General features: G+C 71.7%; 19 protein-coding genes. 6 read left to right on the top strand and 13 right to left on the bottom strand.

Annotated elements, in window-relative coordinates; genetic code table 11:
- Window positions 1-133 precede the first annotated feature (133 nt).
- A complete protein-coding gene (gene pulA, locus MTR79_RS26020; RefSeq protein WP_244792069.1) occupies window positions 134-5,542 on the top strand; it encodes a pullulanase-type alpha-1,6-glucosidase in 5,409 nt (1,802 codons plus the stop codon).
- A 55-nt stretch (window positions 5,543-5,597) separates the two neighbouring features.
- A complete protein-coding gene (locus MTR79_RS26015) occupies window positions 5,598-5,957 on the top strand; it encodes a 5-carboxymethyl-2-hydroxymuconate Delta-isomerase (RefSeq protein WP_086701153.1) in 360 nt (119 codons plus the stop codon).
- 6 nt (window positions 5,958-5,963) lie between these two features.
- On the opposite strand, the gene MTR79_RS26010 is transcribed toward MTR79_RS26015, so the two are convergent.
- Window positions 5,964-6,659 (bottom strand): TetR/AcrR family transcriptional regulator, encoded by a 696-nt coding sequence (locus MTR79_RS26010; RefSeq protein WP_078895044.1) that lies wholly within the window; start codon window positions 6,657-6,659, stop codon window positions 5,964-5,966.
- Window positions 6,660-6,724: 65 nt separating this feature from the next.
- Window positions 6,725-8,647, bottom strand: coding sequence for a hypothetical protein (locus tag MTR79_RS26005; protein WP_244792068.1), 1,923 nt, complete (start codon window positions 8,645-8,647; stop codon window positions 6,725-6,727).
- A gap of 192 nt (window positions 8,648-8,839) precedes the next feature.
- Here MTR79_RS26005 and MTR79_RS26000 point away from each other — a divergent pair, with 192 nt between their 5' ends.
- The gene (locus tag MTR79_RS26000; protein ID WP_086701150.1) at window positions 8,840-9,274 is read left to right on the top strand and encodes a hypothetical protein; all 435 of its coding nucleotides are present in this window, start codon (window positions 8,840-8,842) and stop codon (window positions 9,272-9,274) included.
- A gap of 78 nt (window positions 9,275-9,352) precedes the next feature.
- Here the strand turns inward: MTR79_RS26000 and MTR79_RS25995 are convergent, their stop codons facing one another.
- The 5 genes from MTR79_RS25995 to MTR79_RS25975 form a co-directional block, all read right to left on the bottom strand.
- A complete protein-coding gene (locus MTR79_RS25995) occupies window positions 9,353-10,870 on the bottom strand; it encodes a DUF1996 domain-containing protein (protein ID WP_244792067.1) in 1,518 nt (505 codons plus the stop codon).
- 246 nt (window positions 10,871-11,116) lie between these two features.
- Entirely contained in the window at window positions 11,117-12,127 is a 1,011-nt protein-coding gene (locus tag MTR79_RS25990) for an NAD-dependent epimerase/dehydratase family protein (protein ID WP_244792066.1), read from the bottom strand.
- Window positions 12,128-12,243: 116 nt separating this feature from the next.
- Window positions 12,244-13,272 (bottom strand): glutamine synthetase, encoded by a 1,029-nt coding sequence (glnII, locus tag MTR79_RS25985; protein WP_048456724.1) that lies wholly within the window; start codon window positions 13,270-13,272, stop codon window positions 12,244-12,246.
- A 315-nt stretch (window positions 13,273-13,587) separates the two neighbouring features.
- Window positions 13,588-14,283: a hypothetical protein gene (locus MTR79_RS25980; RefSeq protein ID WP_086701146.1), complete on the bottom strand. Its 696-nt coding sequence runs from the start codon at window positions 14,281-14,283 to the stop codon at window positions 13,588-13,590.
- Window positions 14,284-14,380: 97 nt separating this feature from the next.
- Window positions 14,381-14,767: an arsenate reductase family protein gene (locus MTR79_RS25975; RefSeq protein WP_244792065.1), complete on the bottom strand. Its 387-nt coding sequence runs from the start codon at window positions 14,765-14,767 to the stop codon at window positions 14,381-14,383.
- A gap of 233 nt (window positions 14,768-15,000) precedes the next feature.
- Between MTR79_RS25975 and MTR79_RS25970 the strand changes: the two genes are divergently transcribed.
- Complete coding sequence (locus MTR79_RS25970) at window positions 15,001-15,315, top strand: hypothetical protein (protein ID WP_048456727.1); 315 nt, start codon at window positions 15,001-15,003, stop codon at window positions 15,313-15,315.
- Between the two features lie 421 nt (window positions 15,316-15,736).
- On the opposite strand, the gene MTR79_RS25965 is transcribed toward MTR79_RS25970, so the two are convergent.
- Both MTR79_RS25965 and glnA read right to left on the bottom strand, forming a co-directional pair.
- The gene (locus MTR79_RS25965) at window positions 15,737-15,994 is read right to left on the bottom strand and encodes a hypothetical protein (RefSeq protein ID WP_244792064.1); all 258 of its coding nucleotides are present in this window, start codon (window positions 15,992-15,994) and stop codon (window positions 15,737-15,739) included.
- Window positions 15,995-16,320: 326 nt separating this feature from the next.
- A complete protein-coding gene (gene glnA, locus MTR79_RS25960) occupies window positions 16,321-17,730 on the bottom strand; it encodes a type I glutamate--ammonia ligase (RefSeq protein ID WP_086701142.1) in 1,410 nt (469 codons plus the stop codon).
- Between the two features lie 210 nt (window positions 17,731-17,940).
- Here glnA and MTR79_RS25955 point away from each other — a divergent pair, with 210 nt between their 5' ends.
- Complete coding sequence (locus tag MTR79_RS25955; protein WP_244792063.1) at window positions 17,941-18,408, top strand: RDD family protein; 468 nt, start codon at window positions 17,941-17,943, stop codon at window positions 18,406-18,408.
- 194 nt (window positions 18,409-18,602) lie between these two features.
- On the opposite strand, the gene MTR79_RS25950 is transcribed toward MTR79_RS25955, so the two are convergent.
- The 4 genes from MTR79_RS25950 to lipB all read right to left on the bottom strand — a co-directional run bounded on the left by MTR79_RS25950 (window position 18,603) and on the right by lipB (window position 21,720).
- Window positions 18,603-19,307 carry a DUF4191 domain-containing protein gene (locus MTR79_RS25950; RefSeq protein ID WP_086701139.1) on the bottom strand — a complete coding sequence of 235 codons (705 nt, stop codon included), beginning with the start codon at window positions 19,305-19,307 and terminating at the stop codon, window positions 18,603-18,605.
- Window positions 19,308-19,376: 69 nt separating this feature from the next.
- Window positions 19,377-19,577: a hypothetical protein gene (locus MTR79_RS25945; protein ID WP_033272909.1), complete on the bottom strand. Its 201-nt coding sequence runs from the start codon at window positions 19,575-19,577 to the stop codon at window positions 19,377-19,379.
- A gap of 287 nt (window positions 19,578-19,864) precedes the next feature.
- Window positions 19,865-20,830, bottom strand: coding sequence for a lipoyl synthase (gene lipA, locus MTR79_RS25940; RefSeq protein ID WP_048456733.1), 966 nt, complete (start codon window positions 20,828-20,830; stop codon window positions 19,865-19,867).
- A 71-nt stretch (window positions 20,831-20,901) separates the two neighbouring features.
- Window positions 20,902-21,720, bottom strand: a complete 819-nt coding sequence (gene lipB, locus MTR79_RS25935; protein ID WP_086701137.1) for a lipoyl(octanoyl) transferase LipB — start codon at window positions 21,718-21,720, stop codon at window positions 20,902-20,904.
- Between the two features lie 273 nt (window positions 21,721-21,993).
- On the opposite strand from lipB, the gene MTR79_RS25930 reads away from it, so the two are divergent.
- Window positions 21,994-23,457 carry a regulator gene (locus MTR79_RS25930; protein ID WP_244792062.1) on the top strand — a complete coding sequence of 488 codons (1,464 nt, stop codon included), beginning with the start codon at window positions 21,994-21,996 and terminating at the stop codon, window positions 23,455-23,457.
- The last annotated feature ends 3 nt before the right edge of the window (window positions 23,458-23,460 follow it).

Raw genomic sequence — 23,460 nt, 5'->3', positions numbered from 1 at the left:
GCTTTCATGACTATTGCTGTAAGGCTTTCAACGAGGGTACGGTCACGCCGACGCTCCGGTGATGTGGCCGAAACAACCCTCGCCGGGGCGTGGGGTCGGACCCAATGAGCCGTAAGCGCAAGGAGTTCACGCCTTGATACCCAGATGGCCCGCGCCCCCGGGGCGCCGCACCGCGCGGGGCCGCCGCGTCGCCGCCGTCACGGTGGCCGCGCTCGCCGCGGCACTCGTGCAGCCGGTCGCCGCCCGAGCCGCCACCCCGCCCGCGCCCCCCTCGGACGCCGAGCTCGCCTCCTCCCCGGCGCGCCACGACCTGACGCGGGAGCAGTTCTACTTCGTCCTGCCGGACCGCTTCGCCAACGGGGACACCGCGAACGACCGCGGCGGACTGACCGGTTCGCGCCTCACCCACGGGTACGACCCCACCGACAAGGGCTTCTACCAGGGCGGCGACCTCAAGGGCCTCACCCGGAAGCTCGACTACGTCAAGGGGCTCGGCACCACCGCCATCTGGCTGGCGCCCATCTTCAAGAACCAGCCCGTGCAGGGCTCCGGCAAGGACGCCTCGGCCGGCTACCACGGGTACTGGATCACCGACTTCACCCAGGTCGACCCGCACTTCGGCACCAACCAGGACCTCGAGACCCTCATCGACAAGGCCCACGCCAAGGGCATGAAGGTCTTCTTCGACGTCATCACCAACCACACCGCCGACGTCGTCGACTACGAGGAGAAGTCCTACGACTACCTCTCCAAGGGCGCCTTCCCGTACCTGACGCAGGACGGCGTGCCCTTCGACGACTCCGACTACGCCGACGGCGCGAAGAAGTTCCCGCGCGTGGACGCCGGCACCTTCCCGCGCACCCCCGTGGTGCCCGCGGCGAAGAAGCGCCTCAAGGTGCCGTCCTGGCTCAACGACCCGGCGATGTACCACAACCGCGGCGACTCCACCTTCGCCGGCGAGTCGGCCGAGTACGGTGACTTCTCCGGGCTCGACGACCTGTGGACCGAGCGTCCCGAGGTCGTCGACGGCATGGAGAAGATCTACCAGCGGTGGGTCAAGGACTTCGACATCGACGGCTTCCGGATCGACACCGTGAAGCACGTCAACATGGAGTTCTGGACCCAGTGGGCCACCGCCCTCGACGCCTACGCCGCCAAGCGCGGCCGGGACGACTTCTTCATGTTCGGCGAGGTGTACTCCGCCGACACGAACGTCACCGCCCCCTACGTCACGCGGGGCCGGCTCGACGCCACCCTCGACTTCCCCTTCCAGGAGGCGGCCCGCACGTACGCCTCCCAGGGCGGCAGCGCCAAGAAACTCGCCTCGGTCTTCGGTGACGACTACAAGTACACGACCGACAAGGCCAACGCGTACGAGCAGGTCACCTTCCTCGGCAACCACGACATGGGCCGCATCGGGACGTTCCTGAAGCAGGACAACCCCGAGGCGTCCGACGCGGAGCTGCTGAAGCGGGACATGCTCGCCAACGAGCTGATGTTCCTCAGCCGGGGCAACCCGGTGATCTACTACGGCGACGAGCAGGGCTTCACCGGCGCAGGCGGCGACAAGGACGCCCGCCAGACCCTCTTCGCGTCCCGCACCGCCGACTACCTCGACGACGACCTGATCGGCACCGACCGCACCCACGCCGAGGACGTCTACGACTCCCGCTCCCCGCTCTACCGGCAGATCAGCGCCCTCGCGAAGCTCCGCACGGCGCACCCCGCGCTGACCGACGGCGTCCAGCAGGAGCGGTACGCCGACGACGGCCCCGGCGTCTACGCCTTCTCGCGCACCGCCACCGGCAAGGACACCACCGAGTACGTCGTCGCCTTCAACAACGCCGCCGAGACGAAGAAGGCCACCTTCACGACCGGCTCCGCCCGGACGTCCTTCAAGGGCATCCACGGCACCGACGCCACCGTGCGCAGCGACGCGGACAAGCAGATCACGGTCTCCGTCCCGGCCCGCTCGGCGATCGTGCTGAAGGCCGCCGCCCCGCTCGGCAAGCCCGAGGCGAAGCCCACGCTCACCCTGAAGGCCCCCGAGGCGGGCGCCACCGGCACCGTAGAGCTGAGCGCCGACGTCCAGGGCGGTCAGCTCAACCGGGTCGTCTTCGCCGCCCAAGCGGGCAACGGTACGTGGCAGACGCTCGGCTCCGCCGACCACGCCCCCTACAAGGTCACCCACACGATCGGCGCGGACGTCCCCGCCGGCACCGCCCTGCGCTACAAGGCCGTCGTGATCGACTCGGCGGGCCGTACCGCGAGCGCCCTGGCCGCCTCGACGACCGGCACCCCGCCGGCCGAGGAGGAGCCCACCGCCGCCTCCCGCGACTACGGGATCGTCCACTACCAGCGCCCCGACGGCGACTACGAAGACTGGAGCCTGTACGCCTGGGGCGACCTGGCGGACGGCGAGGCCACCGAGTGGCCGGCGGGCCACGCCTTCACCGGCCGTGACGCCTACGGCGCCTTCGCCTGGGTCAAGCTGAAGCCGGGCGCCTCCGACGTCGGCTTCCTGGTGGTCGACAAGGACGGCAACAAGGACGTCGCCACCGACCGCACCATCGACGTCACCCGCACCGGCGAGGTCTGGATCAAGCAGGGCGACGACACCGTCACCACCGAGCGGCCCGAGTACCCGGCGCAGGACACCACCAAGGCCGTCCTGCACTACCACCGTGCCGACGGCAACTACGAGGGCTGGGGACTGCACACCTGGACCGGCGCCGCGAACCCCACCGACTGGTCGAAGCCCCTGGAGCCGGTGAAGACTGATGCCTATGGCGCTGTCTTCGAGGTGCCGCTCGCCGAGGGTGCCACCAGCCTCAGTTACATCCTCCACAAGGGCGACGAGAAGGACCTGCCCACCGACCAGTCGCTCGACCTCAAGGCGAACGGCCACGAGGTGTGGCTGGTGAGCGGGCAGGAGAAGTACCTGCTGCCGCAGCCCGCCGGGTCCGCGGCCGCCCTCGACCCGACCACCTCCAAGGCGGTCTGGACCGACCGCTCCACCCTCGTCTGGGACGGCTCCGCCGCTGCCGCCTCCACCCAGCTCCTCGCCTCCCGCACCGGCTCGGTCGCGGTCAGGGACGGGAAGCTGGACACCGGCGACGCCCGCTGGATCCGCCTGTCGAAGTCGGCCCTCACCGACGCCCAGAAGGCGAAGTTCCCCCACCTCGCGAACGGCACCGCCTGGACCGTCGACCCGCGTGACCGCGACCGGGTGCGCGAGGCCCTGCGCGGCCAGGTCGTCGCCACCCAGCGGGCAGCCAGCGGTGCGGTCCTCGCCGCCACCGGCGTGCAGCTCGCGGGCGTCCTCGACGACCTCTACGCCGCCGGCGCCACCAAGGCGCAGCTCGGCCCGGTGTTCCGGCACAACCGGCCCACCCTGTCCGTGTGGGCGCCGACCGCGCGGAAGGTCGCCCTGGAGCTCGACGGCCGCACGGTCGCCATGCGCCGCGACGACGCCACCGGCGTCTGGTCCGTCACCGGCCCCGCCTCCTGGAAGGGCAAGGAGTACCGGTACGCGGTGACCGTGTGGGCGTCCGCCGCCGGTGAGGTCGTCACCAACAAGGTCACCGACCCGTACGCGACCGCCCTCACCACCGACTCCGAGCGCAGCCTGGTCGTCGACCTGGCCGACCGGTCCCTCCAGCCGCGCGGCTGGGACGGCTACACCAAGCCGAAGGCGGTGCCGCTGAAGGACGCGCAGATCCAGGAGCTGCACATCCGTGACTTCTCCGTCGAGGACCGCACCGCGCGGCACCCGGGCACCTACCTGGCGTTCACCGACAAGGACAGCGACGGCAGCAGGCACCTGCGCAGGCTGGCGCAGGCCGGCACCTCGTACGTGCACCTGCTGCCCGCGTTCGACATCGCCACCATCCCCGAGCGGAAGTCGGACCAGGCGACCGTCGACTGCGACCTGGCCTCCTACCCGGCCGACTCCGACAAGCAGCAGGAGTGCGTGGCCAAGGCCGCGGCGAAGGACGCCTACAACTGGGGCTACGACCCGTACCACTACACGGTCCCCGAGGGCTCCTACGCCACCGACCCGGACGGCACCGCGCGCACGGTCGAGTTCCGGAAGATGGTCAAGGCGCTCAACGAGGACGGCCTGCGCGTGGTGATGGACGTGGTCTACAACCACACCGCCGCCCACGGCCAGGCGGAGACCTCCGTGCTCGACCGGATCGTCCCCGGCTACTACCAGCGGCTGCTCGCCGACGGCTCCGTCGCCAACAGCACCTGCTGCTCCAACACGGCGCCCGAGAACGCCATGATGGGCAAGCTGGTCGTCGACTCGGTCGTCACCTGGGCCAAGGAGTACAAGGTCGACGGCTTCCGCTTCGACCTCATGGGCCACCACCCGAAGGCCAACATCCTCGCCGTCCGCAAGGCCCTCGACGCCCTCACCCCGAAGAAGGACGGCGTCGACGGCAAGAAGATCATCCTGTACGGCGAGGGCTGGAACTTCGGCGAGATCGCCGACGACGCCCGCTTCGAGCAGGCCACGCAGAAGAACATGGCCGGCACCGGCATCGCCACCTTCTCCGACCGGGCCCGTGACGCCGTGCGCGGCGGCGGCCCCTTCGACGAGGACCCCGGCGTGCAGGGATTCGCCTCCGGCCTCTACACCGACCCCAACTCCTCGGCGGCCAACGGCACCCCGGCCGAGCAGAAGGCCCGCCTGCTGCACTACCAGGACCTGATCAAGGTGGGTCTGAGCGGCAACCTCGCCGACTACACGTTCACCGACACCAGCGGCAAGGAGGTCAAGGGCTCCCAGGTCGACTACAACGGCGCGCCCGCCGGCTACGCGGCCGCCCCCGGCGACGCCCTCGCCTACGCGGACGCGCACGACAACGAGTCGCTGTTCGACGCGCTCGCCTTCAAGCTGCCGAAGGACACCCCGGCCGCGGACCGGGCGCGCATGCAGGTCCTCGCCATGGCGACCGCCGCCCTCTCCCAGGGCCCGGCGCTCTCCCAGGCGGGCACCGACCTGCTGCGCTCCAAGTCCCTGGACCGCAACTCCTACGACAGCGGCGACTGGTTCAACGCGATCCACTGGAACTGCGCGGACGGCAACGGTATGGGCCGCGGTCTGCCGCCCGCCGCCGACAACCAGGACAAGTGGCCGTACGCCAAGCCGCTGCTCGGCTCGGTCACCGTGGGCTGCCCGCAGATCGAGGGCGCCTCGGCCGCCTACCGGGACCTGCTGCGGATCCGTACGACGGAGAAGGCATTCTCCCTCGACACGGTGGAGCAGGTGCAGTCCCGGCTGTCGTTCCCGCTGTCCGGGAAGGACGAGACACCCGGCGTGATCACCATGAAGCTGGGCGGCCTGGTCGTGGTCTTCAACGCCACGCCCGAGCGGCAGCAGCAGCGCGTGGCCGCGCTCGCCGGGACGGACCACCGCCTGCACCCGGCGCAGGCCGAGGGCGGGGACGCGGTCGTCAAGACGGCGTCGTACGCGAAGGCGACCGGCACGTTCACCGTGCCGGCCCGCACGGTGGCGGTGTTCACCGCCGGATGACCGGCTGACCGGCTGCGGCTAGGGTGGGCCCTCCTGACCTGCAACAGGAGGGCCCATGCCGCAGATCACCGTCGACTACTCGGACAACCTGGCGGACGGTTTCGACCGGCCCGCCTTCGCGCGGGACCTGCACTCCGCCGTCGTGGAGATCGCGGCGGCGAAACCGCCCGCGTGCAAGACGCGGTTCAGGCGAACGGAGGACCCGGTGGTCGGCCCCGACACCGAGGGACACGCCCTGGTGCACGTGCACATCGCCCTGCTGGCCGGCCGCACCGACGAGACCAAGTCCCGCCTCACCGAGACGGCCCTGGACCTGCTGCGGCGGTACGTGAAGCCGGCCGACGGCCGGACGCTCCACGCCTCCGCCGAGATCCGCGACCTCGACCCGTCCTACCGGAAGTTCGAGGGCGAGTAGGCGGGCCTACTCCTGCGCCAGGGAGATCATCCGGGCGGCGAGGTCGGTGAACGGGCCGTCGCCCGGTTCCTGCTTGACCAGTCCCCGCAGCAGCGTGGCGAGTTCCTCGTCGCGGGCCGCGGCGACCGCGGCCAGGGCCGCGAAGTCCTGCACCAGCTTGGCCTCCAGCTCCTCGCGCGGCACCCGCCGCCCGTCCAGCCAGATCAGCGCCGTCGACTCCACCAGTGAGATCCACGAGCGCACCACCACCTCCAGCCGCGCCGGCGCCGGACCCACCACCCCCATGTGCGCCAGCATCTGCTCGTACGCGGCCTGACGCACCGAGTCCACCAGCGCGTTGGTGGTGGAGGAGCCCACGGCGGGGCCGCCGCGCATCAGGGCGGAGAAACCGGGTCCGTGCTCCTCCACGAAGTCGAAGAAGCGCGCCATCACCCGCCGCAGCCGCGAACCCAGCGGGCCCTCGTGCGGCTCGGCGAACCGGGACGACAGATCCTCCGCGGCCCGCCGCAACGCGGCCTCGTAGAGGCTCAGTTTGCCGGGGAAGTAGTGGTAGACGAGCGGGCGTGAGATGCCCGCCCGGGACGCTATCTCGTCGATCGAGACCTCGTCCGGGGAACGCTTGCTGAACAGTTCGAGAGCCACGCCGATCAACTGCTGCCGGCGCTCCTCGACTCCCATCCTCCGACGTACCCCGGTACTCATACGAACACCTTACCGATCGATTTCGGCCTCCCACGGGCCGGACCAAGAACCGGTGTTCCCCCGGATCACCGCAGCCCGCCGACCGACCCCCCGCCCTCAAGTGTGCCCCTGAGGTCGGCGCGCGCACCCTTCTCGGCGCGCACCGACAGCAGCCGGTCCTTCGCCCTGCCCTCGACGCCGCCGGTCGCCTCCACGGACTCCACCCCGTCGCTGCCGGCCGCGAGCAGGTACCAGGTGCCGCCCGCTGACTTCCACAACACCCCGGCCAGCACGTCCGGTCGCCGCGTCCCGCAGGCGGGCACGTCCTCCGCGCGGGCCGCGACCGCCCCGTACCGCGCGCCCGGCGAGTGGAACTGCGCCAGCACCCGCGCCCCCGTGCCCCGCCAGGTGTCCCCGCGCGTGCACAGCCACTGAGCCCGTCCGTCGCCGCCGGGCAGCGGCTGCTCCGCGTACGCCCAGGCGTTGACGCCACGCACGCCCGCCGACCGCATCGCCGCCAGTGAGCAGGCGTACGGCTCCCAGGCGCGCCGTGCCTTCCCGCCGGAGACGTCCTTCACCTCGCCCGGACGGCCGGTGGTCAGCCGCGCCGGGACCAGTTCGCCGAGGTCGCTGAGCAGCCGGGTGCCGGTGCCGTCGGTCAGCTCCAGCGCGTTCCACGTCGTGCACGGCTCCCGCCCCTGCCCCGAGACGAACGGCCCGGTCACCCCGCCCTCCAGAGGCAGCTCCTTCGCGCCCCCGTCCGGCTCGCGCAGGTCCCGCTCGCCGGCCTCGCGCACCCACGGGGCCAGCAGGAAGCGGACGTTGTCGTCCGAACGGCTCAGCACCACCGCGCTCGCCCCGGCCCGCCCGGCCCCGTCGACCCGCGCCAGGTCCAGGGCGGCGCCCCGGGCGCCCTCCTCCGGCTCGGCGTACCGGGCGAGACGCCAGCCGTCGTACAGGATCACCACGCGCGCGGCGTCCACCGTCCCCGCGTACAGCAGTCGGGGCGGTCCGGCGGGCCCGCCCGTGGGAGTGCCCGGGGTGGCCGAGGCGGTGACGCCCTCACCCGGCCGCGCCCACACGGCGAGCGCGCGGCGCAGCAGCGCGCGGTCACCCGTGAGCGCGCCGCGCGCCGGCCACACCGAGAAGTCCGTACGCTCCGACGTCTTCCACGCCGACGCCGGTGCCCGGGTCAGCTTCGCGGGGTCCAGCGCGGCCTGCGCGGCCGGGTTGCGCGCGTACGGGGGAGCGGCCGGGCCGTCGGCGCCCCAGCCGTCCCCGGGCAGCGACAGCAGCGCCCCGCACACCGCGAGCGCCGCCGCCCCGACAAGACCGGCCTTCAGATGCCGGCGGCGACGCAGCAGGTCCGTCGGCCGGGCCTGCAGCGAACAGGGGTCGAACTCGGGGGACTCGAGCAGCCGGTACGGGTCGGGGATGCCGTCGGCCTCCGCGAGCGCGGCGTCCGGGTCCGTGACGCCCGCGTCGTCCAGCACCCGGCGCACGTCGGCGTCCGGCAGCCGCTCCAGACCGCGCAGGGCGTGCGCGGCACGGGCCGGCCCGGACAGCGCCGACAGCCGCTGGTCCAGTGCCAGCTCGTCCGCGCCCCCCGGCCGCGGGAACACCGTCAGGCCCCACACCTGCGGCAGCAGCGGCGGCAGCTGGGACCGCTTCGGCAGACCCCGGCGGCGCAGCGGCAGGCCCGCCTCCAGCGCCGACCGCACCACCTGGAGCCGCACCAGCCTGTACCCGGGGTCGCCGTCCCGGCCGGCGCCCTGCGCGGGGATCAGCGGCGCGTCGGCCCGGCCCCGGGGCAGCGCCCGCTGCACCAGGGCGTGCGCGGTGAGCACCCGCCGGGTGCGGCCCATGCGGGACGGCAGCACCAGGTAGGCGAGCCGCACGAGCCGCGGATAGTGCTCGACGAGCGCGGCCTCGGCCTGTTCGACGTCCACGGCCGGACCGGCCGGGGAGGAGAGCGCGGGGGACTGGGCGGCGGCATCCTGTGACTGCACGTTCAGCTGAACGAGCGAACGAGTCGATGGTCACCTGACACCCGCGCCCTTCCGGCCACCGTCCGCGCCGATCCGGCGCGGCGATTGAGCGCCCGGCGCGCCGCAGCCGTATCGAATGCCGAGGGCCCCGCGCCGGGGCTCCGAGCGGCATGTCGCCGCCCCACGATGTCGCCGTCAAGACCGGAGGAACACATGAGGGTGACCCGACCGAAGCTCGCGCTGACCTGCGCGGTGGCGGCACTGGCGCTGGCGGGCTGCGGGTCCGGCGGCCACGGGGAGCACGCGGTGCCGCCCACCGCCACCGGCAGCCTGGAGAAGCTGGCCGCCGAGGCGAAGTGCGACCCCGACATGCAGACCGACGCCGACACCATCCGGCAGGCGCTGTGCGAGAAGGGCGACGAGAAGTACGTCCTCGCCACCTTCTCCACCGACCGCGGCCAGCGCGAGTGGCTCAACACGGCCAAGGACTACGGCGGTCACTACCTGGTGGGCCGCAAGTGGGTGGCCGTCGGCGGGACGGAGACGATCCAGGAGTTGCGCGGCACCCTCGGCGGGGACCTGGAGGAGGGCGTGCAGCACGGCGGGGCCTCCCACGACGAGGGCGGCGGTCACGGCCACGACGGCTGACCCCCGGCACACCACACACGGAAGGGGCCGGTGGCGGGATTCCCGCCACCGGCCCCTCTCAGTGGGCTCGGACCGCCGTCACTCGCAGTCCTGGCCGCTGTTGATGCACTGCACCACCTGGTTCATCAGGTCCTCGTCCATGACGTTGATGAAGTCGTTGTGGTCGGTGATCGGCTTGTGCAGCTGCTCCGGGAAACCGTCCACGGCGTACGGGTTCTTGATCTGGCCGTTCTCGATGGTCGGCGCGGGAACGTCGTACACCAGGCGGACCTGGAGCTGCGGGATGGCCTGGAAGCCCTGCGGGCAGCTGCCGTCGGGCTGGACGAAGGCCACGTGGTCGCGGTGGTTGGCGCTGTCGATGTTCTGTCCGTCCCAGCAGCTCTGGAAGTTGGACGTGCGCACCACCTGGCTGCCCTCGGGGCAGATCACGTACTTGTCCGTGACCTGCCGGTCCTCGAAGCCGGTGCAGCTGAACGACGTGTTCGCGTTCGCCAGGCCGTTGGTGAACGCCTTGGCGTCACCGGTGATGATGCGGATGAACTTGGGCATCGCGACGACGTCGGTCGTCCGGTTGCCGACGAACTTGATCTCCGCCTGCTGCGCCTTGAGGATCCTGCCGACGTTGCCCTCGGCGCCACCGCCCAGGTCGTTGGCGTCGAACTCCTGCGTACCGTCCTGGAGGCGGAGCACCGGCCAGTAGTAGGTGGACTTGTCGCCCTGGTTCTGGCAGGTCGTCTGCGCGTTGTTCAGGTCGTCGTCGCTGGCGAAGGCGGTGTTGCTCTGGTTGCCCACGTAGTCGTGCGTGTGGTGGGCGCCGTTGTCGACACCGGGGGCGACGATGATGTTGTCACTGTTGAACAGGTTGTTCTCGTTCACCCCGCACTCGGTGGTGAACGACCCGGTGCTGCCGGTGTCACCGTTCGCGGCGAGGCCGTTCTGCAGGTCGCGGCTGTTCGGCTGGACGTCGTTGATGTCGATGAAGTCCTCGGCGAACGGACCCGCGGCGCCGTTGCCGTTGTCGGCGGGCGGCTGCTCGTTGCCCTGGCCGCCGTCGTTCTGGCCGCCACCGTCCTGGCCGCCGCCGTTCTGGCCGCCGCCGTTCTGACCGCCGTCACCGCCGCCGGGCTGCTCGGCGGGGACGCCCTGGCAGCGGGCGAACCGGCCGAGGTCGCGCTCCTGGCCGCCGGCCCGCTTGATGTTGATGCCGATGCGGTCCAGGGTGGCCCGGCGCTTGTCCTTCAGCGGGCCGAGGATGGCGTTGTCGACGTAGTTCGCGTCGCCCGCCTGCGCCTGACGCGTCTCGGCCAGGCGCGAGTACGCCTCCGTGATCTGGCGGTCGAGCCGCGCCAGTTCACGCGCGACGCCCCAGCGCGCCTTGCGGGGCACCTTGGTGAGTTTCTGGCCGACGTCCGGACAGTTGATCGTGGCGACTTGGGCCTGCCCCGACTTGGTGGCGTTCTGCCCCCCGTTCTTCTCGTGCGCCGAGGCGTAGAAGTTGGCCCAGACCAGACCGCCCCCACCGATCGCCAGGGCCGCCGCCCCGGCTATCACCTTGGTGGCCAGCGGTGTACGGCGTTTTCTTGTGTTGCGTCCCATGGAACTCCTCTGACTTCCTTGCGGGGCATCCCTTAGCGGGGCACCGAGGCGCCCGTGAGGGGAAGCGGCGCCCATGAGTACGCGCCCCGCCCCACGGGTGTTCACCCGTCACAGGAATCGGTGCGAAGTCAGTGCGGTTCCGTAGGTTCCAACAGGCTTGCACATACCGGGAGTTGCCGGCCCTCCACCCGGGGTGAACCCTGGCGTCCGGTGCTGGGCCCGGGCCCGCCCTCGGGGTGGGGCCGGCTACACCCCGGAGGCTGCGGCCAGCACCTTCGCCTCCACCTCCGGGTCCAGTCCCTTGACCGTGCGGTCGGGGCGCTGCGGTGCCGTGCCGCCGATGTCCCGCAGCCAGGCCCAGGTGTCCGCGACGGTCTCCGCGACCGGCCGGCAGCGCAGCCCGGTCGCGACCGCCCGGGAGACGTCGGCCGAGTGCAGCGCGTCGTGCATGTCGCTGTGCGGCGGCACCCACACCGGGAGCTGGGTCCACGGCTCCACCCCGGCGTCGAGGATCACCTCCGGCGCCGTCCACCGCAGCTCGGCCGGCCCGCCGGTCACCCGTACACAGGCTTCCAGCAACTCGCCCATGGTGGCGTGGCCCTGCGGCGACATCAGGTTGTACGGCCCGCTCAGCCCCTGCTCGCACGCGCCGAGGATCCACTCCGCGAGGTCGCGCCCGTCGACGTACTGCAGCGGCAGGTCCCGCGGGCCGGGGGCGAGCACCGGGCCGCCGCGCGCCACGCGGTTCAGCCACCAGGGCAGCCGGCCGACGTTCTCGTACGGCCCGAGCAGCAGCCCGGCCCGCACCAGCACCGAACGGTCCACGCCGAACGCGTCCGTCGCGGCCAGCTCGCCGCCCCGCTTGTCCCGCGCGTAGTCCGTCGTGCCGGCGTCCGGGGAGGCGCCCTCCACCACAGGGGCGTCCTCGCCGTACCCGGCGGGCGGCGCCCAGGTGTACACCGAGCAGCTCGACACGTACACGTACCGCCCGGCGCGGTCCCGCAGCAGCCGCGCCGCGTCCCGTACCGCGCGCGGGGCGGACGACCAGGTGTCGACGACGGCGTCCCACGTCCCCGGGTCCTCGTCGAGCGCCGCCAGCCCGTCCACCTCGGTGCGGTCGCCCAGCAGTTCCCGGGTCCCCGGGGGCGCCTCGTGCCGTCCGCGGTGGAAGACGGTCACCTCCCAGCCCCGCGCGAGGGCCGCCTCGGCGACGGCCCGGCCCACGAACTCCGTACCACCCAGCAACAGAAGTCTCATACCGCCGACTCTGCCCGGCCGGGCTGCCCGGGGGAACAGGGATCTGCTGTCGGCAGACGCCGCGAGGGGCGCCCACCGGTATCGGCGGGCGCCCCTCGCGGCGAATGTGGTGCGGATCAGACCTGGCCGGCCTTCTCCAGCGCGGTGCAGCAGGTGTCGACCAGCAGACGGGTCACCACGTACGGGTCGACGTTGGCGTTGGGGCGGCGGTCCTCGATGTAGCCCTTGCCGTCCTTCTCGACCTGCCACGGGATGCGGACCGAGGCGCCGCGGTCCGAGACGCCGTAGCTGTACTCGTTCCACGGGGCGGTCTCGTGCAGGCCGGTGAGGCGGTCGTCGATGCCGGCGCCGTAGTTCTTGACGTGGTCCAGCGGCTTGGAGCCCTCGCCCAGCGACTCGGCGGCGGTGATGATCGCGTCGTAGGACTCGCGCATCGCCTTGGTGGAGAAGTTGGTGTGCGCGCCGGCGCCGTTCCAGTCGCCCTTGACCGGCTTGGGGTCCAGGGTGGCGGAGACCTCGAAGTCCTCGGCGGTGCGGTAGAGCAGCCAGCGGGCCACCCACAGCTGATCGGAGACCTCCAGCGGGGCCAGCGGGCCCACCTGGAACTCCCACTGGCCGGGCATGACCTCGGCGTTGATGCCGGAGATGCCCAGACCCGCCTTCAGGCAGTTCTCCAGGTGCGCCTCGACGACGTCACGGCCGAAGATCTCGTCCGAGCCGACACCGCAGTAGTAGCCGCCCTGCGCGGCCGGGAAGCCCCCCTCGGGGAAGCCGAGCGGGCGGGAGCCCTTGAAGAAGGTGTACTCCTGCTCGATGCCGAAGACCGGCTCCTGGGCGGCGAACTTCTCGGCGACCTCGGCCAGCGCGGCACGGGTGTTGGACTCGTGCGGCGTCATGTCCGTGTTGAGGACCTCGCACAGCACCAGGACGTCGTCGCCGCCGCGGATCGGGTCCGGGCAGACGAACACCGGCTTGAGGACGCGGTCGGAGGCGTGCCCCTTGGCCTGGTTGGTGGAGGACCCGTCGAAGCCCCAGATCGGCAGGTCGGCGCCCTTCGCGTCGTCGGCCAGGATCTTCGTCTTGGAACGCAGCTTGGCGGTCGGCTCGGTGCCGTCGATCCAGATGTACTCGGCCTTGAAGCTCACGGTCCACATCCTTCGGGGTGGGTCTGGGCGCTCGGTGCGGATGCTGCGGCGCTGCGGCACTGGGGCGCCGCCGTATGCCCCGCAGCTTGTCAACAGGCGATTTCCCGACCGTTGCCCATGTGTGAACCCCGTGTTACCGGACGCCCGTGTGCCCGGCGCCACTCCGTGAGGGCACGGGGGAGGGGGCCGGGTGTATGCGATGGGGCGTGAGGGTTTGAGGCGTGAAGGCGCGGGGACGTGAAGGCGTGCGGACGTGAAGGGGCCCGCCGCTCCTTCCCCGAGCGGCGGGCCCCGCACCTCACCCGTACGTGGACGTCACCCCACCTTCTCGATCACGGCCCGGCGGATCAGGAACTTGCCCGGCTCGCGGACCTGCTCGAACGCGGCGTTGTTGAGCAGCACGCAACTGCCGGACACCGAGGTGACCTCCACCGTCGTGGACTTGTTGTTGTCCAGGTTGGTGACCTTGAGCCTGGTGCCGGCCGGGAACTGGTTGCTGGACGCGGCCGGGGCGCCGGCCTCGCCGGACAGGGTGACGGTGGAGCCGTTGCACACCTGCTCACCGGCCGCGGCACCGCCGCCCGCCTGCCCCTCCTGGCCCGCCTGGCCGTCCTGCCCCGCCTGTCCTTCCTGGCCGCCCGCGGCGGGCTGCGACGGGGCGGGCTGCTCCGGCTGCGCCGGCTGGGAGCCCTGAGCCGACTCCCCCACCGTGCACCCGGACGCCTCCTGCTGCACCTTGATCTGCGCGATGACGGCCTCACGGTTGGCGATCCGCGCCTCGGACTGGGCGTCCGGGTTGGCCCGCTGGCCCGCGATGAACCGCTCGTTGTTGCCGAGCGCGGTGGCCAGCCCCTGGCAGACCGTCGAGTCCGCCGCCGATTTGGTGGTGGCGGCCGGCGGGCTGGCGTTGGACGTGGTCGCCATGACGAAGGCGCCGCCGCCCGCCACCGTGGCCGCGCTCAACAGCAGCGCGAGCTTCTTCTTCGGGCCGAGACTTCTCCTGCGCGACATGCGCGCCTCCAATGGATCGGGGGAGCGTACGCCGCTATGTACGAGATACCGAACGCAGTTGCTCAGCGGCCGGCCCAAGTCACCGAAGTGGCCTGCGTCACAGGGGTGTTGAGCTGGGAGGCTCCCGACGGGACAGCGCGTCCCGTACCGCTTCCTCCGTGCGGGCCACCACCGCCGTGCCGTCGTCGGCGGTGATGACGGGCCGCTGGATCAGCTTCGGGTGCGCGGCCAGCACCGCGATCCAGCGCTCCCGCGCCGCGGCGTCCCGCGGCCACTCCTTGAGCCCCAGCTCCTTGGCCGCCGCCTCCTGGGTCCGGGTGATGTCCCACGGCTCGAGTCCGAGCCGCTCCAGCACCTCCCGGACCTCGTCCTCGGTCGGCACGTCCTCCAGGTAGCGGCGGACGGTGTAGTCCGCCCCTTCGGCGTCGAGCAGACTGATCGCGCTGCGGCACTTGGAACAGGCGGGGTTGATCCAGATCTCCATGCCGCACACGGTACGCCGCGCCCCCGCTTGTTCGAATTGTAGGGCCGCCCGCGCGCCCCTCCCGCACCACCCGTCCCGAGCCCTCGAATACCGACTTCACCTGGGCCTTTGATGGCCGAAGCGAGCCTGCCGATTGTCAGCGGCGGCCCGTAGAATGGGAGCAGTGTTCGAGGGAATCGCCGAGGTCGCCGTGGACCCCGGACGACGGCCCCGACCGCGACAGGAGGACCCGTATGCCCGCTGCCGCACTCAAGCCGAAGCCCCTGCCCGTCCAGTCCACCGCGAAGCGACCCGTCCTGCTCGAACTGCCCTGTGCCCCGGTGGAGAAGCGCCCGCTGCCGCCGGGCCGCCCGCGCGAGTGGTACGTCACCCACAACCGCCGCCTGAAGGCGATGCGTCTCGCCATCGCCCTGCTCGACTCCGGCGTGTACCACCCGAGCCAGGCGCGCAACGACACGATCCACGGCGCCGCCGAGCTGATCGGCGTCCACCCGCCGTCGGACACCACGTGCCACATGGTGCGGGCGCTGATGCGCTACAGCCGCTGACCCCCAGCCGCAGCCGCTGAGCCCGCGTCCGGTGCCGGGCGTCTCCCGCGCGGGGGCGCCCGGCACGGTCGTATCCGGTCCGGGCGCGGGCTGAGGCAGTATGGGCGGCGGGGTGCCGCAGGAGCAGCGCGTCCGGTTTGTCGCGGCCGGCGAACGCTGCCGCCGTGCACCGCATGGTCACCCTGGAGTGCGCCCTCCACGGCGTCCCGGGCGGGATCCTCGGCCTGGCGCCGGGCCTGCCGTACTCGTGGCTCCTGGTGCGGGTCGCCGAGGTGAGCGTCCCGTTCACGGTGCCGGCGGGGCAGCTCGCGACGGTTCTCGCCGCCCTCGTCCTGGTGACCGCGGCGGCGGGCACGGTGCCCGCCCTGCGCGCCTCCCGCACCCGCCGGCGGTCGCCGTCGCCCAGGGCGGCCGACCCGTGTCAGTACGGGCCGACGCCGGCGTACCCGAGCAGCAGGATCACCGCGACGACACAGCCGAGCACCAGCACCGTCGACACCCACGGGCGGCGCCCGGCCGAGCCCCGGTGCTCGGGCTCGGCGCGGAACGGCACGGGTCCGGGAGGGTTCTCCTTCCAGCGGGCGGCCAGCATCCGCGCGCGGGCCGAGGGCTCCTTGTGCGCGGCCCCGTCCGCCCACCGCAGATCGAACTCGCGCTCCTCGTCGTCCCGCTCGGACATCCCCGTGACCTCTCTCGAACAGCCGTGTCATCCCAGGATCCCTCCCCACCGGCCTGGAGGGAAGCTCTCCGGCCAACGCCGCCGCCCCCGGCGTGAGAGCCCGCTGCGACTGACACCCACTCGAGAGGTAACGGGTCACGGGCCTCAGCACCACGTTGGGCCGCTCGAACCCTGTCCGTCCGGCCCTGAGGTGCCTCCGCTGTGGGCACGCTGCGCTGCACATTGCGGGAAAGGCCGTCGGCCGGCTCTCCGCGAAGGCGGAGAGCCGGCCGACGGCCCACGGACGGTCCGGGCGGGCGGTCACCCGCTCCGACCCGGGAGTCCGGTCACACGTCGAAGTACAGCTCGAACTCGTGCGGGTGCGGACGCAGCTGGAGCGGCGCGATCTCGTTCTGGCGCTTGTAGTCGATCCACGTCTCGATCAGGTCCGGCGTGAAGACGTCGCCCTGGAGGAGGAACTCGTGGTCGGCCTCGAGACGGTCGAGCACGGCGCCGAGGGAGGTCGGGACCTGGGCCACGTTGGCGTGCTCCTCGGGAGCCAGCTCGTAGAGGTCCTTGTCGATCGGCTCGGCCGGCTCGATCTTGTTCTTGATGCCGTCCAGGCCGGCCAGCAGCAGCGCCGAGAAGGCCAGGTACGGGTTGCCGGAGGAGTCCGGGGCGCGGAACTCGACGCGCTTGGCCTTCGGGTTCGAGCCGGTGATCGGGATACGCATGGCCGCGGAGCGGTTGCGCTGCGAGTACACCAGGTTGATCGGCGCCTCGAAGCCCGGCACCAGACGGTGGTACGAGTTCACCGTCGGGTTGGTGAAGGCCAGCAGCGACGGCGCGTGCTTGAGGATGCCGCCGATGTAGTAGCGGGCGGTGTCCGACAGGCCGGCGTAGCCCTGCTCGTCGTAGAAGAGCGGCTCGCCGCCCGCCCACAGCGACTGGTGGACGTGCATGCCGGAGCCGTTGTCGCCGAAGATCGGCTTCGGCATGAAGGTCGCGGTCTTGCCGTTGCGCCAGGCGACGTTCTTCACGATGTACTTGAAGAGCTGCAGGTCGTCGGCGGCCGCGAGCAGCGTGTTGAACCTGTAGTTGATCTCGGCCTGGCCGGCGGTGCCCACCTCGTGGTGCTGGCGCTCGACCTGCAGGCCCGACCGCTCCAGTTCGAGGGAGATCTCGGCGCGCAGGTCGGCGAAGTGGTCGACCGGCGGGACCGGGAAGTAGCCGCCCTTGTAGCGGACCTTGTAACCGCGGTTGTCCTCCAGCGCACCGGTGTTCCAGGCGCCCGCCTCGGAGTCGATGTGGTAGAAGGACTCGTTCTCAGAGGTCTTGAAGCGCACGCTGTCGAACACGTAGAACTCGGCCTCGGGGCCGAAGAACGCGGTGTCGGCGATGCCGGTCGAGGCCAGGTACGCCTCGGCCTTCTTCGCCACGTTCCGCGGGTCACGGGAGTACTGCTCGCCCGTGATCGGGTCGTGGATGAAGAAGTTGATGTTGACCGTCTTGTCACGGCGGAAGGGGTCGACCCGCGCGGTGGACAGGTCGGGCAGCAGCGCCATGTCGGACTCGTGGATGGCCTGGAAGCCGCGGATCGAGGAGCCGTCGAAGGCCAGCTCCTCGGCCGGGTCGAAGGCCGACGCCGGGATCGTGAAGTGCTGCATCACACCCGGCAGGTCGCAGAAGCGGACGTCGATGAACTTGACGTCCTCGTCCGCGATGAACTTCTTGGCCTCGTCGGCGTTCTGGAACATCCAGCTCCTCCTACTCCCGACCGTCCCGCCGGGGTGGTAGATCGTTCGTGCGGCCAGTGCGGGGGGCACACGCTGCACTCGACCCTAGGGACGGGTCATTTCTCGGGCGTGACCCGTTTGTTTCGCACAAGTTAACCAGCGCCTCTCCCACGGTAGCTCCGGCACACCCCGCCGTCTCCCGGTCATTTCCGGTCGCAGTACCGTGGACGGGTGGACAACAGGCAAGCAATCGGATCATGGCTGTCCGGCCCGCGCGCGGCCATGGAGGAGGCCGGTGCCGACTTCGGTTACCGGGGTGAGCAGTTGGGGCTGCCGGAGCAGGGGCCGGGCTCGATCGCACGCCCCGGCCGCAGGATCGGCGCCCTCGCCGTGGACTGGGGCCTGTGCCTCCTGATCGCATACGGTCTGTTCACCGACGGCTACGACGCCCGCACCGGCAACTGGGCGCTGCTGGTGTTCCTGATGCTGAGCGTGCTCACCGTCGGCACCCTCGGCTTCACGCCCGGCAAGCGGCTCTTCGGACTGCGCGTGGTCGCCGTCGACAGCGGCCGGGTGCAGCCGCTGCGCGGTCTGCTGCGCTCGGTGCTGCTGTGCCTCGCGATCCCCGCGCTCGTCTGGGACCGCGACGGCCGCGGCCTGCACGACCGGCTGGCCCGCACGGTCGAGGTCCGCATCTGACCCGGCCCGCGCACACGCCCTCACCCGGCCCGCGCACACGCCCTCACCCGGCCCGCGCACACGCCCTCACCCGGCCCGCGCACACGCGCTGACACGACCAGGCACGACCAGGCACACGCCCTGACACGACGAGGACGGGGCGCCGGAATGCGAATTCCGGCGCCCCGTCCTCGTCGTGTCGGCGCCCGCCAGTCTCAGCGGCCCCGCTGGCCGCCGCCCTTCGGCAGCTTCATGCCCTTCGGCATCGGCCCCTTCGGGAGCGGCATGTTGCTCATCAGATCACCCAGCGCGCGCAGCCGGTCGTTGGTCGCGGTGACCTGCGGGCCGGTGAGGACGCGCGGAAGCTTCAGCATGGTGGTGCGGAGCTTCTTCAGCTCCACCTGGCCCTCGCCGGTGCCCACGATCAGGTCGTGCACGGGCACGTCCGCGACGATGCGGTTCATCCGCTTCTTCTCGGCGGCCAGCAGGCTCTTCACCCGGTTCGGGTTGCCCTCGGCGATCAGCACGATGCCGGCCTTGCCGACCGCGCGGTGCACCACGTCCTGGTTGCGGTTCATCGCGACCGCCGGGGTCGTCGTCCAGCCTCGGCCGATGTTGTCGAGCACGGCCGCGGCGGCGCCCGGCTGCCCCTCCATCTGTCCGAAGGCCGCCCGTTCGGCACGGCGGCCGAACACGATCGCCGTCGCGAGGAAGGCGAGCAGGAAGCCCAGGAGGCCGAGATAGATGGGGTGCCCGATCAAGAAACCGATCGCGAGGAAGACACCGAAGGTGACGATTCCGACAGCCGCGAGTACAAGACCGATCTTCTTGTCGGCCCTGCGGGTCATCTTGTAGGTCAGGGCGATCTGCTTCAGTCGCCCGGGGTTCGCAGCGTCCGCTGCGGTTTCCTTCCTCGCCATGGCATGAAGTCTACGTGTCCCCCGGAGCGCGTTCGACGGCAGTGCCGGGTCGCCCCGGAGCGGCCGGGCTCAGGGGCGGGCGATCAGGGTCTGGTCGAGGACGCGCTGTGCCTCGACCCGGTCCTTGGCGCGGCGGCGGTCCTCCAGAACGGACGTCCAGGCGTTGCGCCGTGCGGTGCGCTGGCCGCCGCTCATCAGCAGGGACTCCACGGCGCGCAGAGCGGTGGTGAGGGACGGGATGGCGGTGGCGCGGACGGGCGCGGCCTGCATGGTGACGGTCTCCCTCGATGCCGGCGGGCAATGGTGGCGTGCGGTGATACCAGGGTCACTGCCTGGTGTTACCAGGGCGTGACCGACCGGTCAAACAGGCATGAAGCCTTCGCGCCGGGGACCGGAACGCCGACGCGGCCCCGGCCTGTGCCCTCAACTGGGAGGACGGCCGGGACCGCGTTCTCTCGGCCACTACCCGCCGGTAGAGCCTTGTGCGTGAATTCACAGCATGGCGGTGGGGCAGCGGGGCAGGGCCGCGCGGACGCGGGTAGGTCCCGCAGCCGTGCTCAGACCGCCTGGGAGGCGACGAAGGCGCCCCGCTTCTCGATCGCCATCTGGTACAGCCGGCCGGCGCGGTACGAGGAGCGGACCAGCGGCCCGGACATCACACCGGAGAAGCCGATCTGCTCGGCCTCGTCCTTCAGCTCCACGAACTCCTGCGGCTTCACCCAGCGCTCCACGGGGTGGTGGCGCACGGAGGGGCGCAGGTACTGGGTGATGGTGACCAGCTCGCAGCCGGCGTCGTGCAGCTGCTTCAGCGCCTCGCTGACCTCCTCGCGGGTCTCACCCATGCCGAGGATCAGGTTGGACTTGGTGACCAGGCCGAAGTCACGGGCCTCGGTGATGACCTTCAGGGAGCGCTCGTAGCGGAAGCCGGGGCGGATCCGCTTGAAGATCCGGGGGACCGTCTCCACGTTGTGCGCGAAGACCTCGGGGCGTGAGGAGAAGACCTCCGCGAGCTGCTCGGGGACGGCGTTGAAGTCGGGGGCCAGCAGTTCGACCTTGGTGCGGCCCTCGGCGCGGTCCGCGGTCTGCGCGTGGATCTGGCGCACGGTCTCCGCGTACAGCCAGGCGCCGCCGTCCTCCAGGTCGTCGCGGGCGACGCCGGTGATGGTGGCGTAGTTCAGGTCCATCGTGACGACCGACTCGCCGACGCGGCGCGGCTCGTCCCGGTCCAGGGCCTCGGGCTTGCCGGTGTCGATCTGGCAGAAGTCGCAGCGCCGGGTGCACTGGTCGCCGCCGATGAGGAAGGTCGCCTCGCGGTCCTCCCAGCACTCGTAGATGTTGGGGCAGCCGGCTTCCTGGCAGACGGTGTGCAGACCCTCGCTCTTGACCAGGTTCTGCATCTTGGAGTACTCGGGGCCCATTTTCGCCCGGGTCTTGATCCACTCGGGCTTGCGCTCGATGGGGGTCTGGCTGTTGCGGACCTCCAGGCGCAGCATCTTGCGTCCGTCGGGTGCGACTGCGGACACGACCGGCTCCTAGCGATTGATTCTTCGGCGTCTCAAGCGTACGCCCGTGGATGTGAAAGCCCGGACGGCCCTCAGACGCCGGACGCGGTGGCGGCCGCCGGGGCCTTCTCGACCACGCGCGGCCTCAGGTCGGCGTTCTCCAGCACGTCCTTCAGGTGGCGCTCCACGACGGGCAGCACCTCCTCGATCGTGACGTCGCGCCCCAGCTCGTTCGCCAGGGAGGCGACGCCCGCGTCCCGGATGCCGCACGGGATGATCTTGTCGAACCACTTGTTGTCGGGGTTCACGTTCAGCGCGAAGCCGTGCATGGTGACGCCCTTGGCGACCCGGATGCCGATGGCGGCGATCTTGCGGTCCTCGCGGCGCTGGCCTGCGTTGGAGGGCGCGTACTCCGGGCCGTTGAGCCGGGGGTCGAACTCCTCGTCCTGCATCCGGGGGTCGAAGTCCAGGGAGAGCCCCCCGAGGGCGGGCCGCTGCTCGACCGGGTCGCCCAGCACCCACACGCCGCTGCGGCCCTCGACCCGGGTGGTCTCCAGGCCGAACTCCGCGCAGGTGCGGATCAGTGCCTCCTCCAGGCGCCGGACGTGCGCGACCACGTCCACCGGGCGGGGCAGCTTCTGGATGGGATAGCCCACCAGCTGGCCAGGACCGTGCCAGGTGATCTTGCCGCCGCGGTCCACGTCGATGACGGGGGTGCCGTCGAGGGGCCGCTCGCTGTCCGCGGTGCGCCGCCCGGCGGTGTAGACGGGCGGGTGCTCCAGCAGGATCACGGTGTCGGGCACCTCGTCGGCGAACCGCGCGGCGTGCACCCGGCGCTGTTCGTCCCAGGCCGCCTGGTAGTCCACCGCCTCGTCACCGAAGCCCATCCGGACGAACCGCAACTCACCCACGGCAAACGCCTCCCTCGAAGGTCGTCAGGCGCGAAACGCGCCCACGCCACTGTACGACCGTTCGACGGACCTCCGGCTGTCGGTCGTCGCCAGTGCTGTCCGCCCGTAGTCGTCAGCTTCGGACCAATCCTCACACGATCGGATGAATGCCTGTTGATCTCTGCGATCAGGTGCTCACGCTCCGCTACATTCACGCCGACCACGAGGCCATAAGGACTGCTCACAGGCAATCCGGACAGACCGACAGCCGGAAGGCAGGAGACCGCACCGCAGATGACGGAACGACCCGCGCAGCGCACCCCCAACCGCCAGCTCGCCGCGCTCATCGCAGAAGCGGGGTTCTCCAACGCGGGACTCGCCCGTCGCGTGGACCAGCTCGGTCTCGAACACGGACTCGACCTGAGATACGACAAGACCTCCGTCACCCGCTGGCTGCGCGGACAGCAGCCGCGCGGGACGACCCCGGCGCTCATCGCGGAGGTCTTCACCCGGCGCCTCGGCCGCAGGCTCACCGCCCAGGACCTCGGACTGGACGCCTGCGCGCCGGTCTACGCGGGACTGGAGTTCGCGGCCTCCCCCGAGGAGGCCGTCGACATCGTCAGCGGGCTGTGGCGCAAGGACTCCGGCAGCCACGCCGAGCTGCGGAAGATCGCGTTCACCTCGGCGGGCCTCGTGGTGCCCAGCCGCGACTGGCTGATCGGACGGCCCGACGAGAAGGTCGCCCGCGCCGAGCCGGTCCGGGTGCCCGCCCAGGGCCGTCCGCCGGTGCGGCCCGTGACGCCCGCCGAGATCGCCGCCCGCCGGCGCGGGGCGGCCGACCGCGCGCCCGGCTACCGGGTCACCGGCGGCGACATCGCCGCGCTGCGCTCCGTCGGCGAGCTGTTCCGCACCCTCGACGACGCGTACGGCGGCGGCCACGCCCGCCAGGCCCTCGTGCGCTACCTGGAGCACGAGCTCGAACCGATGCTGCGGGGCGCCTACGGCGAGCAGACGGGCCGCCGGCTCTTCGCCGCCGCGGCCGACCTGACCCGGCTGGCCGGCTGGACCTCGTTCGACATCGCCGCGCACGGGCTCGCCCAGCGGTACTTCGTCCAGGCGCTGCGACTGGCGCAGGCGGCCGGCGACCGGGCGTACGGGGCGTACGTGCTGGTCACCATGAGCCGCCAGGCCGTCTACCTCGGCCACGGGCGGGAGGCCGTGCAGCTCGCCCGGGTCGCCCAGCAGGGCATGGGCAGCTCCGCCCCGCCCGCCGTCCAGGCCCTGCTGCACGCCGCCGAGGCGCGCGGGCACGGGGTGCTCGGGGAGGTGAGGGCCTGCACGGCCGCGCTGGTCCGCGCGGAACGCGCACTGGACGCGGCGCGGCCCGGGGACGAGGTGCCGCACTGGGCGCGGTTCTTCGACGAGGCCCAGCTGGCCGACGAGTTCGGGCACTGCCACCGGGATCTGCAGCAGTTCCGGGCGGCGGCTCAGCACGCGGAGCGGTCGCTGCAGTTGCGGGCGCCGGGGTATGCGCGCAGCCGGCTGTTCTGCCGGGTCGTGCTCGCCACCGCGCGGCTCGGACTGGGGGAGCTGGATCAGGCGTGCCAGCTGGCGGCGGAGGCTGCCGCGCAGGCGGGGGAGATGCGGTCGGTGCGGGCGGTGGAGTACGTGCGCGATTTCGAGCGGAGGCTGGAGCCGTATCGGGATGCGGGAGCCGTGCGGACGTACCGGGACAGGGTCGCGACCACGTTCGTCTGAGAG

Source organism: Streptomyces sp. BJ20 (assembly GCF_022869105.1).
GTDB lineage: Bacteria > Actinomycetota > Actinomycetes > Streptomycetales > Streptomycetaceae > Streptomyces > Streptomyces griseoincarnatus.
The sequence above is the reverse complement of the archived record's forward strand: the minus strand, read 5'-3'. Positions and strand labels throughout refer to the sequence as shown.